The 14,882-nt window shown below is 71.5% G+C and carries 9 protein-coding genes; 2 read left to right on the top strand and 7 right to left on the bottom strand.

Going from position 1 to position 14,882, the window contains the following annotated elements:
* Positions 1 to 186 precede the first annotated feature (186 nt).
* Both hppD and AC07AG_RS30395 read left to right on the top strand, forming a co-directional pair.
* A complete protein-coding gene (gene hppD, locus AC07AG_RS30400; RefSeq protein WP_478759315.1) occupies positions 187 to 1,290 on the top strand; it encodes a 4-hydroxyphenylpyruvate dioxygenase in 1,104 nt (367 codons plus the stop codon).
* Positions 1,277 to 2,389, top strand: coding sequence for an alpha-hydroxy acid oxidase (locus AC07AG_RS30395; protein WP_478759314.1), 1,113 nt, complete (start codon positions 1,277 to 1,279; stop codon positions 2,387 to 2,389). The genes hppD and AC07AG_RS30395 overlap by 14 nt, the downstream gene beginning before the upstream one ends.
* Before the next feature lie 49 nt (positions 2,390 to 2,438).
* On the opposite strand, the gene AC07AG_RS30390 is transcribed toward AC07AG_RS30395, so the two are convergent.
* From AC07AG_RS30390 to AC07AG_RS30360, 7 genes are all read right to left on the bottom strand, one after another.
* Entirely contained in the window at positions 2,439 to 2,651 is a 213-nt protein-coding gene (locus AC07AG_RS30390) for a ferredoxin (protein ID WP_478759313.1), read from the bottom strand.
* Between the two features lie 23 nt (positions 2,652 to 2,674).
* Positions 2,675 to 3,886 (bottom strand): cytochrome P450, encoded by a 1,212-nt coding sequence (locus AC07AG_RS30385; protein WP_478759312.1) that lies wholly within the window; start codon positions 3,884 to 3,886, stop codon positions 2,675 to 2,677.
* 27 nt (positions 3,887 to 3,913) lie between these two features.
* Complete coding sequence (locus tag AC07AG_RS30380; protein WP_478759311.1) at positions 3,914 to 5,086, bottom strand: cytochrome P450; 1,173 nt, start codon at positions 5,084 to 5,086, stop codon at positions 3,914 to 3,916.
* Between the two features lie 14 nt (positions 5,087 to 5,100).
* Positions 5,101 to 6,612 carry a tryptophan 7-halogenase gene (locus AC07AG_RS30375; protein WP_478759310.1) on the bottom strand — a complete coding sequence of 504 codons (1,512 nt, stop codon included), beginning with the start codon at positions 6,610 to 6,612 and terminating at the stop codon, positions 5,101 to 5,103.
* A gap of 106 nt (positions 6,613 to 6,718) precedes the next feature.
* On the bottom strand, positions 6,719 to 8,005 hold the full coding sequence (locus AC07AG_RS30370; RefSeq protein ID WP_478759309.1) for a cation:proton antiporter: 1,287 nt from the start codon (positions 8,003 to 8,005) through the stop codon (positions 6,719 to 6,721).
* Complete coding sequence (locus AC07AG_RS30365) at positions 8,006 to 8,233, bottom strand: MbtH family protein (protein ID WP_478759308.1); 228 nt, start codon at positions 8,231 to 8,233, stop codon at positions 8,006 to 8,008. It lies immediately after the preceding gene.
* 3 nt (positions 8,234 to 8,236) lie between these two features.
* The gene (locus tag AC07AG_RS30360; RefSeq protein ID WP_478759307.1) at positions 8,237 to 14,863 is read right to left on the bottom strand and encodes an amino acid adenylation domain-containing protein; all 6,627 of its coding nucleotides are present in this window, start codon (positions 14,861 to 14,863) and stop codon (positions 8,237 to 8,239) included.
* Positions 14,864 to 14,882: the final 19 nt, after the last annotated feature.

Genomic DNA, 14,882 nt, shown 5'->3' with positions numbered 1-14,882 from the left:
ATCCACGGCAATGGCTTGACAGGTGCGGGAACCACGAAGTCGGTCGTACCATCGGGGCCGCAAAGAGAATTCAGCCTCGCGGCCCGGCGGCAATGTCGTGGATTTCCGCAGCACCTTTCGCGGTCCGGCATTCCGCGATCCGGCGCGAGGGCATGAATCCGCATTCTTCTTCCCACGAGGACTCCAATGACGGATTTACCCGCAACGGCACCGAACAATGATCTGGCGGATCTCGCGATCGACCATGTCGAGATGTACGTCGACGGCCTGGAGGAGGCGGTGTTCGCCTGGGTCGACCAGTACGCCTTCACGGTCGTAGGCACCGGCGGTTCCGCCGACCACCGCAGCATCGCCCTGCGCCAGGGGCGGATGACCCTGGTGCTCACCGAGGCGACGGCGGAGCGCCACCCCGCCACCACGTACGTCACCACCCATGGCAACGGCGTCGCCGACATCGCCCTGCGCACCGCGGACGTGTCCGCGGCGTTCGCCGCCGCGGTGGCGGGCGGGGCGCGTCCCGTGCAAAAGCCGACGCGGCACGCGGGCGAAGGCCCCGCGGTCACGGCGGCCGTCTCGGGCTTCGGCGACGTGGTGCACACGCTGGTCGAGCGGCCCCCGGGAGAAGGCCCTGGCCTTCCTCCCGGATTCGTTCCGGCGCTCGGCTCGCGCGAGGCGCGCACCAGTGAGGTGGGGCTCCTCGACATCGACCACGTCGCGGTGTGCCTGAACGCCGGAGATCTCGAATCGACGGCCCGTTTCTATCAACAGGCCCTCGGTTTCCGCGAAGTCTTCAAGGAGCACATCGTCGTCGGCGCCCAGGCAATGGACTCCAAGGTCGTGCAGAGCGCGAACGGAGCGGTGACGCTGACGCTCATAGAGCCCGATCCGCTGGCGCAGCCCGGTCAGATCGACGAATTCCTCAAGAGCCATCATGGAGCGGGCGTGCAGCATCTGGCCTTCTCCAGCAAGGACGCCGTCCGCTCGGTGCGCACGCTGTCCGCGCGCGGTGTCGGATTCCTCCAGACCCCGTCGACGTACTACGACCTGCTCGCCGAACGGATCGGGCTCAAGTCCCACACCCTGAACGAACTGCGCGCGACGAACCTCCTCGTCGACGAGGACCACGACGGCCAGCTGTTCCAGATCTTCACCGCGTCGACGCACCCGCGGGGCACGATCTTCTTCGAGGTCATCGAGCGCCAGGGCGCGCAGACCTTCGGCAGTTCCAACATCAAGGCGCTGTACGAGGCCGTGGAGCTGGAACGGACCGGGCAGCGTGCGGCGCGCTGACCCCGCGGCCGCGCGTGATCTGGGCGACGTCGAGAGAGCGGCTGCCGCGGCCCTGCCACCCGAGGTGTGGGACTTCATCGCGGGTGGCAGCGGCCGTGAGCGGTCCCTCGACGCGAACCGGGAGGCGTTCGACCGCATCTTCGTCGCCTCCCGGGTGCTCAGGGACGTCTCGGGGTGCGCCACGGACGCGACGCTCCTGAAGCGTCCGGTGCGGATGCCGGTGGCGGTCGCCCCGGTCGCGTACCACCGACTGGTGCATCCCGAGGGCGAGTTGGCCACCGCTCGGGCGGCGAAGACGGCAGGGGTGCCGTTCACGGTGGCCACCTTGAGCAGCGTCCCCGTCGAGGAGATCACGGCGGTCGGCGGCACGGTGTGGTTCCAGCTCTACTGGCTGCGCGAGCGGCGGCGCACCCTGGACCTGGCCCGCCGGGCCGAGGACGCGGGCTGCGAGGCGCTGATGCTCACCGTCGACGTGCCCTGGATGGGCCGCCGCCTGCGGGACGTGCGCAACGGCTTCGCGCTGCCGGGCCATGTGCGGGCCGCGCATCTGGACGGCGGTGCGGCATCGGCGGCGCACCGCTCCGGCGGGAACGGCTCGGCGGTGGCCGCCCACACGGCCGAGGCGTTCTCGCCTTCGGTGACCTGGTCGTGCGTGCAGGAGCTGCGGGCGGCCACCCGTCTGCCGCTGGTGGTCAAGGGCGTCCTCGCCCCCGAGGACGCGGTTCGTGCGGTGGAACTGGGCGCGGACGCCGTCGTGGTGTCGAACCACGGCGGACGTCAGCTCGACGGCGCGCTGCCCGGCATCGACGCCCTCCCCGAGGTGGCCGAGGCGGTCGGCGGCCGGTGCGAGGTCATGGTGGACGGCGGCGTGCGCGGCGGCACGGACGTGCTCAAGGCGCTGGCGTCGGGCGCGGACGGCGTCCTGGTGGGGCGGCCACCGGTGTGGGGGCTCGCCGCCGGCGGTGAGGCCGGTGTGCGGCAGGTCCTGGATCTGCTGGCCGACGAGTTGCGCGACGCGCTGGGGCTCGCGGGCTGCGCCGGTGTCGGCGCGGCCCGGGAACTGCGTACGGTGCGGCTGCCGCGGGGTGGCCTTGCGTGAGTGAGCGCCGAGTACGTGAGCGCCGCGTACGTGAGCGCGGGCGTGGGCGTCAGTGGCCGGCGGGGTCGTGTTCGTGCAGCGTGATCGCGCCGGACGGGCACCGCGCGGCCGCCGCGCGCACGGCGGCGGCCAGTTCGAGGGCGGGGGCCGGTGCGTTGAGCAGGACCTTGCCGTCCTCGTCCGACTGGTCGAAGACGGCGGGGACCTGGGCCATGCAGAGCCCGGAACCCGCGCAGCGGTGGCGATCGACCCGTACGTCCATCTGCTCCTCCTTGGCCTTCTCTTTCACCAGGTGACCGGCAGCCGGTCCACGCCGTGGGCGAGCGCGTGCACGCGGAACGGCACCTCGGCCTCGGGCACGGCAAGGCGCAGGCCTGGGAAGCGTCGCAGCAGCGCGGGGTAGGCGATCCGCAGTTCCATCCGGGCCAGTGCCGCGCCCAGGCAGTGGTGGATGCCGTGGCCGAAGGCGACATGGGCCGCGGGCTCGCGCGTGATGTCGAAGCGGTCGGGCTCGGCGAGCAGCGCGGGGTCGCGGTTGGCCATCGGCAGCGAGCACAGGACGTGCTCGCCCGCCCTGATGAGCTGCTCCCCGATCGTGACGTCCTCCAGGGCGGTGCGGGGTGTCGGGGCGTGCGGCACCGACAGGTGGCGCAGCAGTTCCTCGACCGCGCGGTCCACCGCCTGGGGGTCGTCGCGCACCGCGGCGAGCTGGTCGGGGTGGCCGAGCAGCAACAGGGTGCCAAGGCCCAGCATGCCCGAGATGTTGTCGAGACCGGCGAGCACCAACAGGACGCACACGCCCCGCAGTTCCTTGTCCGTGACCTCGTCGCCGTGGTCACGGATCAGCATGCCCAGGAAGCCCTCGTCGGGGTCCGTGCGCTGCCGGGCCACCATCGCGGCGACGTACCGCGAGAGCAGTTCCCCGGCCGCCGCGCGCCGCTGCCGCCCCCGGCCCGGCGCGAGGAAGGCGTGGCAGCGGCGCAGGAAGTCGCCGCGGTCGTCGCGCGGTACGCCGATCAGCTCGCACAGGGCGGCGCCGGGGACCGGCGAGGCGAAGGCCGCGACGAGTTCGGCGGGTGGGCCCGTGCGTTCCATGGCGTCGAGGTGCTCGGTGACGATGCCGGTGATGCCCGGCTCGAGCCTGCGCATCCGGCGCAGGGTGAACTCGGGCGTGAGGATATGCCGCAGCCGGGTGTGCTCGGGCGGGTCGTAGTCCATGAGCTGCCCGATCAGTTCGTCGGGCCGCGGTCCCTCGCCCCGGCCCGCCGCCGAGGGCGGCCCGAAGCGGCGCCGGGTGGAGAACCGGCGGTGGTCGCCGAGGACTTGGCGCACCTCGGCGTGGCCCGTGACCAGCCAGACGGGCACCCCGTCCGTTCCCGGACCCACGTCGATCCGGGTGACGGGCCGCCCCGCGGACAGCCTGCGCAGCTCTTCGGCCGGGCCGAAGCGCGCACGGCGCGTGTGGACGAGGCCGGGTCCGGCCGTGGATGTCGTCACTGTCATCGCTCCCCTGCCCATCGCTCGCTACCAGGTGACCGGCAGTGTCTCCACGCCGTACGGCGCCTGCGTCCGGAAGCGGATCTCCTCCGGCGGCACGGCGCAGCGCAGCTCGGGAAAGCGGCGCAGCACCGCCAGGTAGGCGCTCCTGAGCTCCATCCGCACCAGGGATGCCCCGATGCAGTAGTGGATGCCGTGGCCGAGCCCCACATGGGCGGTGGCCTCACGGGTGATGTCGAGGACGTCCGGCGGCGCGCCGGGCGGCCGGACGCGGTTGGCGGCCAGCAGTGAACAGGCCACCTGATCCCCGGCCTTGATCACCTCGCCCGCGAGGGTCACGTCCTCGCGGGCGGTCCTCGGTGACGCCGTCGGGATGATCGACAGATAGCGGATGAACTCCTCCACCGCCTGGTCGATCAGGTGCGGGCACTGCCTGAGCAGGCCCAGCTGATCGGGGTGTTCGAGGAGGGCCAGGATGCCGAGGCCCAGCATGCTGGCCATGTTCTCGACGCCCGAGCCCATCACGAACGCGGTGAGGCCGACGAGTTCGTCGTCGTCGATGTCGTCGCCGTGCGTGCGCACCAGCCTGCCGAGCAGGTCGTCGCCCGGTGCGCGCCGGTTCCTGGCCACGAGCTGGTCGACGTACGCGAGATAGGCGGCGCCCGCGGTCATCTGCAGCTTCCGGCCGCGGAAGGCGGGCCTGCTGACCTTGAGCAGCCGCGCAAGCTCCGCCCGGTCGTCGCGCGGCACGCCGAACAGCTCGCACATGACGAGGCCGGGCACGGGCCAGGCGACGTGCCGCATGAAGTCGGCGGGCTGCCCTGTCTTCTCCAGGGAGTCGAGGCAGTCCGCGACGACGGACTCTACGGCGGGCTCGAGGCCGCGCATCCGGCGGACCGTGAACTCGGGTGTGAGCAGCAGCCGGAGCCGGGAGTGGTCGGGCGGGTCGTACTGGATGAGGTTGCCCGCCTGGACCGGCCGGGTGCCGCCCGCCGGCGGGGCCGTGCTGAACCGCTCCGCGTCGCCGAGGACCGCGCGCACCTCGTCGTGGCCCGTCACGAGCCAGCCCGTCGACGAGCCTGGGCCCTCGCCGAGTTCGACCTCGGACAGCGGTGCCCGCTCGCTGAGTTCGCCGAGCTCGGGCAGCGGGTCGAGGCGGTCCCTGCGGTTGTGCATGGAGAGGTCTGACGGCCGCGCCATGCGCGGACCTCCTTCTACTCGGCCGGGCTCTTGGCGGAGACGGGCGACTGCCAGAACATGCCGTCCTGCGACGGCACCAGACCGCCGCTGAACAGGGGGGATTCGGCTTCGGCCGCCTCCCCGAGCAGGGCGCGCATCTGGACCTGGCCGCCCTCCTGCATGACCTCGCGCACCACCGAGGACTTGAACAGCGGCACCATGCTTCCGTCGCCGCTGCCGGCCAGTTCGTCGACCGCGGCGGCGAACTCGGCGGAGCCCGAGGAGAAGCGCTTGGCGAGGATCTCGGCGTCCGTGAGGACACGCTCGCCGGAGGAGACGCCGCCGATGAGCTCGACGAACGACTGGAGTTCGGGCTGCTCGGTCCGGGTGACCTTCTTGGCCTGCCAGAAGTAGGAGTCCTCGTCGTGGTGCATCTCGTAGAAGGACAGGAGGAATTCGTAGAAGACGCCGTACTCGCGGCGGTAGCGGGCCTCGAACTCCTTCAACGCCCGTTCCTCGTCGACGCGTTCGGACAGGACGCTGTTGATGGAGCGTGCCGCGAGCAGCGCGCTGTAGGTCGCCAGGTGGACGCCCGACGAGAACACCGGGTCGACGAAGCACGCCGCGTCGCCGATGAGGACGAGGCCGGGGCGGGAGAAGGTCGTCTGGTGGTACGAGTAGTCCTTGCGGACGCGCAGTTGTCCGTACTGCCCGGTGGTGACCCGCTTGGCGTTCGCGAGGTACTCACCGATCAGGGGGCACTCGTCGACGAGTGCCATGAGCGCCTTCTCGCGGTCGCCCTGGATCTTCTCGGCCATCTCGCGCCGCACCACGGCGCCGACGCTCGTCAGGGTGTCGCTCAGCGGGATGTACCAGAACCAGCCGCTCGGGAACGCGACCGAAAGGATGTTGCCCGAGTTGGGTTCCGGCAGCCGCTTGCCGCCTTCGAAGTAGCCGAACAGGGCGAGGCTGCGGAAGAACTCCGAGTACTCACGCTTGCCTCCCACCCGCTGGTGCAGGCGGCTCATGTTGCCCGAGGCGTCCACGACGAACGTGGCGAGCGCCCGGCGTTCGTTGCCGTCCGCGTCGGTGTACGTGACGCCCCGGACCCGCTCGTCGTCGGCGACGACGTCGAGCACCGCGCACCCTTCGCGCACCTCGGCGCCCACCTTGCGGGCGTGCTTGAGCAGGATGTCGTCGAACTTGGACCGCTCCACCTGGTAGGCGAACGACGTCGGCCCGCTCATGCGCGGGGAGACGGAGAAGGAGAAGGTCCAGGGGTCCGGGTTGGCCCCCCACCGGAAGGTGCCGCCGCGCTTGCGCGGGAAGCCCGCCTTGGCCAGTTCGTCCGCGACACCGGTCAGCCTGCACACGCCGTGCACGGTGGACGGCAGCAGTGACTCGCCGATCTGGTGGCGCGGGAAGAACTCCTTCTCCAGGACAAGCACGCGCCTGCCCTGCATGGCCACCAGGGCGGCCAGTGTCGATCCGGCGGGTCCTCCGCCGACCACCACCACGTCGAATTCCTCGGAATCCGGCAAGGTCATCACTCCTCCCCTGTTCTCCCGGCCGGGCTTTCGCATGGCGTAAAGCGCGGTACCCACCCAGGGAGCCTTATTGCTCAATCGAGTCTGAAATTGCCCTGACCGGGCGTCAAGCTTGTCCATCCGTCAGCGCGGGAACGACCTGCTTTTCCGGGCCGCGCGGAGTTTCCCGCTTGTGCCTGCGCGCCGTCAGGGACAACAAAGGCCCCGTCATGAAGGTGGTGACCAAGGCCATGAGTACGAGAACGGTGAAAAGCGGGGGGCCGATGATCCCGGCGTCCAACGCGACGTTCAGGACGATCAGTTCCGTGAGCCCGCGGGTGTTCACCAGCACGGCGACGGTCGCCGACCGGTGCGTGTCCATGCCGCTGATCCGCGAAGCCGCGTACGCCGGTCCCAGCTTGCCCAGAATGGCGATGGCGAGGATCAGCAGGAGCAGCAGCCCTCCGTCGCCGTCCAGCGAGCCGATGTTGAAGGAAAGGCCCGTCGTCACGAAGAACAACGGCAGGAGCAGATCGGACGTCTGCTCCATCGGCCGCAGCACATCGGCGTCCGGTACCCCGTCCCTGCGGGGCATCGTGAGACCGGCGAGCAGACCGCCGAACACGGGGTGCAGACCGAGCTCGGCGGTCACCCAGGCGCTGCCCAGGGCGAGGCCGAGCGCGATCGTGAGCTGGTTGGCAAGGACCACCCTGGACCGCCGGAGCCACCGTCCGAGCACGGGACGCACCACCAGGAACATGGCCGCCACGAACAGGGAGATCAGGAGCAGCGTCAGCTGCCACGACCGCCCGGTGGCGTGACCGGTGCCGGCGAGGGCGGCGGCGAGGACCAGCCACGCCACGACATCCATGAGCCCGGCGGCCGTGGTGGCCACCGTGCCCTCGGGGCTGCCCGCAAGCCCTCGCTCACGGACGATGGCCGCGAGCACGGGCAGCGCGGTGACGGAGACGGCCACGGCCATGAACAGCCAGAACGCCCTGCCGTCCGCCTGCCCCGGCTGGACCGCGTCGAAGGCCCCGTGGAACACCCCCACCGCGCCCACGCCGAGCCCCGCGGGAACCAGGAACGCGAACAGCGCCACGGTGGCCGCCGCTCTGCCGCCCTGGCGCAGCTGCCGCCCGTCCATCTCGTACCCCACGACGAACATGAAGATCACGATGGCGATCTGCGAGAGCACCGTCAGGAACGGCAGCACCTCCGGCGGGAAGAGCCGCGAGGTCGGATCTCCCGGCAGCCGGCCGAGGAGCGTCGGGCCAAGCGCGATTCCGGCGACGATCTGGCCGATCACCACCGGCTGCCCGCAGCGGCGGGCCAGCGCGCCGAGGAGACGGGAGACGATGACGATGACGGCCACATCACCGATCGCCACCGTCACCAGTGCTTCGGTGTCCACCTAGGGCACCTCCGTCTCGTTCCTGCTCATGTCCGCGACGAGGCTCTTGGGGCGCATGTCCGTCCAGTTCTCCTCGATGTACGCGAGGCATTCCTGCCGGGTTCCTTCGCCGTGCGCGGTCGTCCAGCCCTCCGGTATCTCGGCGAATGCGGGCCACAGGGAGTGCTGTCCCTCGTCGTTGACGAGAACGAGGAAAGTGCCGTCTTCGTTGTCGAACGGATTGGTCATCGTTCAGTCCTTTTCGGTTGCTGTCCGCTGTTCCGGATTCTTTTCCTTCGCCTTTCCTGTCGCGGCGCCGAGTTTCCGCGCGACGACGGGCGCGATACGCGTCAAGGCTTCGGCCTTGAGCATGTCGTAATGGCCGACGGGCACTTCGTGCGCTTCGATGTCGCCGCCGATGAAGGGCTGCCAGCGCGCGGTGGCATCCGGCACGGGCCGTTCCGCGCTCGTGCCGGCGGCCGCCACGAAGAGCAGCAGGTCGCCGCGGGTGGGGCGGGGTGTGTGGTCCGGTGCGAACCCCGACATGTTGCGCACGACCGTCTCCAGGTTCGACAGGGCCTGCTCGCTCATGCCCGACGAGCGGTAGAGGGCGGCCACGTCGGCGCCCTGCCCCTGCCCCCGCTCTCCCTGCTGCCCTTGCTGTCCTTGCTGTCCTTGCTGCAGCACGCTGTAGCCCTCCGCCTCCTGGCCCTCCTCGCCGCGGAACCGCGACTTGGGGGCGGCTCCGCTGCCGGGATAGGCGTCGAGCAGCGCCAGGAGCGAGACCTCTTCGCCCAGTTCCTCCAGGCGGGCGGCGACGGCCTGGGCGATGGTTCCGCCGACGGACCAGCCCAGGAGCTGGTAGGGGCCTGCGGGTTGGACCGTGCGGATCTCGTCCGCGTAGTCGGCCGCCATCTCCTCGATGCTGCCCGGCAGTTGCCCGGCCCGCGCGATCCCGCGCGCCTGCACGCCGTACACCGGGAGATCCTGCGGGAGGTACGGCAGGAGAGCGGCATACGTCCAGCTCAGGCCCATGCCGGTGTGCACGCAGAACAGCGGGGGGCGGCTGCCTTCCGGCCGCAGGGGCAGCAGAACGCCCAAGTCGCCGCGGTTCCTGCCCATCCGCCGCCCTGTACCGGTGTCCCGGTGCCGTCGCCGGTCCTCGGGCTGTACGGCGATCCGGCCGGCGCTGGTCCGCTTCGCCCGTTCGCCGGTGCGGAACATGCGCTCACCCGCAGGGCCGAAGGGGCACGCCACGAACCGTTCGCCCGTGCGCCCCGGACCGCCCGCGTAGCCGCGCGCGAGCGTGACGCCCGCGACGTACAGATCGCCGGGGACACCCGGCGGCACCGGGCGCAGGCGTTCGTCGAGCACGAAGGCGCGGGTGTTCAGGACCGGGCCGCCGGTCCGGGGTTCCCACACCTCGCCAGCGTCGGAGTCCGTCCGGTGCTCCAGCCAGGCACCGCCCGTCTCCGGCGATCCGTAGCCGCTCACCAGCGGGATCGAGGGGTGGCGCTCCCGCCATCCGCGCACCTGGTCCACGGCCTGCGGCTCGCCCGCCAGGTCCACGACCAGGGCATCGGAAACGGAAGCGGACTCCAGGAACTCCGGGGTGGTGACCACCAGCGACTCGCTCTCCCCCGCGGCCAGATCCTGACCGGGTATGCCGAGCCGCACGCTCCCTCCCGCGCAGAGCGCCGCGAGCAGCGGGGTCAGGAGCGCCGCGAACGGGGCCCTGGCATCCAGCAACGGAGCCGCGCCCAGAGCCGGGGAGGCATGCATGCGGTACGTCGTGTGGGAGGTGAGCGTGCGGTGTTCCGTGACGGCACCCGCGTGGACGAGCGCCGGGTTCCTCAGGAGGGCAGGGCGCCTCAGGTGGACTGGGTGCCTCAGGTGGACGGGGTGCCTCAGGTCGACGGGGTGAGGTGAACCAGCCCTCGCCGACGCCCTGTTCATCTCGTCCGACGTCAGGCCGTCGAGCACCACGACCGGAATTCGGGCGTCGTCGGGCATCGACGCGACGGACTCGTCGGAGCAGACCAGGATCTCGCACGACGCGAGGTCGACGCCGTCCAGAGGGCGCGCGGGATTTTCGGCGAAGCAGCAGGCCGCACCGGATTTCAGCACCCCGAGCAGCGCGACGACCAAGGCCTTGCCGGTCGGCTGCGCCACGGCGACGACGCTCTCCGGGCCTGCCCCGTGCTCCATCAGCCGCCGGGCGAGCCGCTCCGCCGCGGCGTCCAACGCCTCGTACGTCAGTGAGCCGTGGGGATCCGTTACGGCGACCGCGTCCGGCGTACGGGCCGACTGCTCGGCAAGGAGTTCCACCACCGTGCGCGCGGGCTGCTCCGCCTCCGTGTCGTTCCCGCTCGCCACGAGCCTTTGGGCCTCGTCGGCGTCGAGCAGCACGTCGACATCGCTCAGGCGCAGCTCCGGATCCGCCGTCACTTGCTCCAGCACGCGGACGAACCGCTGCGCGAGCGCCTCCGCGGTCGCCCGGTCGAACAGCTCCGTCGCGTAGCGGAGTCGACCGTCGATGCCGCCCAGGTCTCCGTCGGGTTCGTACCGTTCGGTGAGGCTGAACGACAGGTCCAGCTCGGTGGCTTCGGCGCCGAGGTCCAGTCGGGTGGTGCGCAGGCCGGGCAGCTCCCAGGGGTCCCACGGCTCGTCCACGCTGTCGTCGACCTCCAGGAGGACCTGGAAGACCGGGTGGCGTGCGAGCGAGGGTGGCATCTCCAGGGCGTCCACCAGGCGTTCGAACGGCACGTCCCGGTGCTCGCGCGCCTCCTGGTTCGCCGCGAGGACCCGGCCGAGCAGCTCGCGGAACGTGGGGTCGCCGGACGCGTCCGTACGCAACGCGAGCGCCCCGGCGAAGGGACCCACCAGCGTTTCCAGGCCGGACTCGTCCCGGCGGGGGATCCGCGTGCCGATGGTGACGTCGGCGCCCGCACCGAGCCGGGCGAGCAGGATTACCAGGGCCGCCTGCACCACCATGAACGGCGTCGTTCCGTCGCCCTCGGCCAGCTCGGCCAGATCGGCGAGGCGGCCGTGGGCCTCCGCGTCGAGTCGCAGCGGGACGGTCGCGGCCCGGTGCGAGGCGACGGACGGCCTCGGCCGGTCCGCCGGCAGCTCGGTCTCGGCCTCGATGCCCGCCAAGGCGTCCTGCCAGTAGGCGAGTTGGTCGTTGACCAGGCTCTCGGGCTCCTGCTCGCCCTGGAGCAGCGTCTGTTCCCAGAGGGCGTAGTCGGCGAACTGGAGGGGCAGCGGGGCCCGTTCGGGCACCCGGCCCTCACGGCGCGCGCCGTACGCGGTGGCCAGGTCCCGGACCAGGACGTCCAGCGAGGCCTCGTCGGCGGCGATCCGGTGGACGACCAGAAGCAGCACGTGCTCGGTGTCCGAGAGGCGGAGGAGCGCCTGCGTCCACGGCGCCTCCCGTTCGAGGTCGAACACGTGCCGGGTACGGGCGGCCAGCAGGTCGGGCAGCTCCGCCTCGGTCGTCCGCACCACGGCCGGCTCCGGGCGGGACGCGGCGGCGTCCAGGACACGCTGGCGCATGTCGCCGCCCCGCGCTCCGTCGAACGTGGTGCGCAGGATCTCGTGCCGCGCGGCGACATCGCCGAGAGCGGACCGCAACGCCTCCTGGTCGAGATCGCCGCTGAGCCGCAGCGCCACCGGGATGCGGTCGCATCCCGCCTCGTCATCGAGCCGGGACATCAGCCATGTGCGGAACTGCCCTGCCGTGAACGGGATTTCATCGCGGTGCCCGGCCGGTTGCAGGACGGGCCGCGCCTTCGTGGCGAGCAGCCGGGCCACTCCGACCGGTGTCGGCGAGCCGAAGAACTGCCGGATGCCGAGCTCGGCGTCGAACTCCTCGCGGATCCGTCCCGCAAGGCGCATCGCGAGCCCCGAGTCGCCACCCAGGTCGAAGAAGCCGTCGTCGGGCCCGACCCGCTCCAGGTCGAGCACCTCGGCGAACAGACGGCACAGTGTCTCCTCGGCCGCGGTCCGGGGCTTGCGGTCGGAGACGCGTTCGGCGAAGTCGGGCGCGGGCAGGGCCTTGCGGTCGACCTTGCCGTTGCGGGTCACGGGCAGGGCACCCAGGGCCAGTACGGCGGCCGGGACCATGTAGTCGGGCAGGGTCCTGGCCACGTCCGCGCGGACGAGCTGGGGGTCGATGGGCTCGCTCCCCTCGGGGACGACGTAGCCGACGAGGCGACGCTCGCCAGGACCGTCGTCACGGGCGACGACCACGGCTTGGGCCACGGCGGGGTGGGCGGCCAGGGCGGCCTCCACCTCACCCAGCTCCACACGGAAGCCACGGATCTTGACCTGCGCATCCGCACGGCCGACGAAGAGCAACTCACCGCCCTCGCCCCGGCGCACCAGGTCACCGGTGCGATACATCCGCTCACCGGGCACGTACGGACAGGCCACGAACCGCTCAGCGGTCAGACCTTGCCCATTCCAGTAGCCCTGCGCCAACCCCGCCCCCGCTACGTACAATTCACCGGTCACACCCGGCGGCAAGGGCTTGAGGAACGCATCCAGGACGAAAACTTTCCGGTGCGGCAGCGGACGCCCGATGGGCAGTACGGAGCCCATCTCGTCGCCCGGGTTCAGTACGTGCCAGGTCGCGCAGAGCGTCGTCTCCGTCGGCCCGTACATGTGACGGACCGCCACGTCCGGGCAGGCCTCGCGTACGCGGGCCACCGCCCCCGAGGGGACGACATCCCCTCCGGTCAGCACCTCACGCAACCCGGAGAAGCAGTCGGGCGACTCGTCGGCGAGGACCCTGAACGAACCGGCGGTCATGTGCACCGCGCTCACGCCTGCCTTCACGTGCTCACGCACCTGCTGGGCATCCACCACACCGGGTTCGGCGATCACGACCCGACCACCCGCGACCAACGGGACCCACACCTCGAACAGTGACGCGTCGAAGGCGTGCGGGGCGTGCATCAGGACCGCGTCCGCCGGGCCGACACCCCAGTCCCGCTCCCCCACCAGCGCCGCGACGCTGCCGTGCGGCACGGCCACACCCTTGGGCGCACCCGTCGAGCCCGACGTGTACATCACGTACGCCACGTCATGCGCCGCCACGGACACGACCGGCCGCTCGGCTCCGCACGCATCCAACGCCACCCGCATCTGCGGGTCGTCAAGGACCAGCAGGCGCCCGGCAGTTCGCTCCGGCACCGCACCCCGGCTCTCGGACGTGCACACCACCCTCGCGGGAGCCGCGTCCTTCAGGACGAACGCGACCCGCTCCTGCGGCCAGCCCGCATCCACCGGCACATAGGCGGCACCCGCCCGCCAGATCCCCAGAAGCAGCACCACCAGGTCCGGCGACCGCTCCATCACCACCGCGACACGGTCACCCCGCCGCACACCCACCATCGCCAAGTACTGCGCCCAGCGACCGGACTCCGCCCACAACTCCCCGTACGACAACGCCCGTTCACCCTCCACGGCCACCGCACCCGGCGTCGACACGACTCGCCCCGCGATCAGCTCGGGCACCACCTCGCGCGGCGGCGCGACAGCCGACCCTTGTTCGACCGCGGCCATGGCCCCGACGCGTCCCACCGTCACCGCGGGGTCGGCGACCACCCCCGCCAGCACCGCCACCAGCGCGTCGAGCGCCGATGCGGCGGCACCGCGCACGAACAGGTCCGGGCGGTACTCGAGCTTCAGGTGCATGCGTTCGGCGGGGCCGACCACCAGCGTCAACGGATAGTGCGCCGCTTCCCGGGTGAACCCCGCCGGCCTGAGCGACAGGCTCTCGCGGTCCTGCGACGCGGAGTCGGCGGGGGGTTGAGGGAAGCTCTCGTACACCAGGAGCGTGTCGAAGCCCGCTCCCGGGCCCGCGGCCTTCTGGATCTGCGGGAGGCCCAGGTGCTGATGAGCCATCAGCACCGACTGGCGCTCCTGCAACGCGCGGAACATGTCCAACACCGGCTGGGAACCGTCCAGTTGGACCCGTACCGGCAGTGTGTTGATGAGAAGACCCACCATCGATTCCACGCCCGGCAGCTCGGGAGGCCGTCCCGCGACCGTCGCGCCGAACACGACGTCCGTGCGTCCGGCGAGCCGTGCGAGGACCAGTGCCCAGGCGCCCTGCACCACGGTGTTCACCGTCAGGCCGTTGGTGCGGGCCAGCTCCACCACACCGCGCGTGACCTCCTCCGGGAGGTCTCCGCTCACGTTCTCGGGGAAGACCGGGAGCCGGTCAGGGACGGCGGGTGCCACCAGCGTCGGCTCGTCCGTGCCCGCGAGTTCCGTCCGCCAGGCGGCCTCCGCGGCATCCCTGTCCTGACGGCCGAGCCACTTCAGGTACTCGCGGTAGGAGGTCGTGCGCCCGAGGCCCGAGGCGTCGCCCCCCGCCGCGTAGATCTCGGAGAGTTCGCCGATGAGGATCGGTGCCGACCAGCCGTCCATGAGGATGTGGTGGCTGGTGATGACAAGGCGGTGCCGGTGCTCGCCGACGCGGATCAGGAGCAGGCGCAGCAGAGGCGGCGCCGCCAGGTCGAAGGGCTCCGCCCGCTCGCTCTCCGCCAGACGTTCCAGTGCCGCGGGCGCCTCGGACCCGGCCAGGTCCGACACGTCCTCCGTGCGCCAGGGCAGCACCACGTCCCGCGCGATGACCTGCACCATCTGCGCCCCGCTCACCTGCCGGAAGCAGGCGCGCAGCGCGGCGTGCCGGGCGAGGAGCGCCTCCCACGACGCCCGTAACCGGTCCGCGGCCACGGGGCCTTCGATGTCGAGCGCGGACTGCACGGTGTACACGTCCGGACCCTGGTCGTCGAAGGCGGCGTGGAAGAGCAGTCCTTCCTGCAGCGGCGACAGCGGCCACACGTCCTCGACTGTGGATCGGGTCATCACTTCTCTCCTCGAGCCT

This window comes from Streptomyces sp. NPDC044044 (genome assembly GCF_056434405.1).
This window is presented reverse-complemented; position numbering and strand designations above follow the sequence as displayed.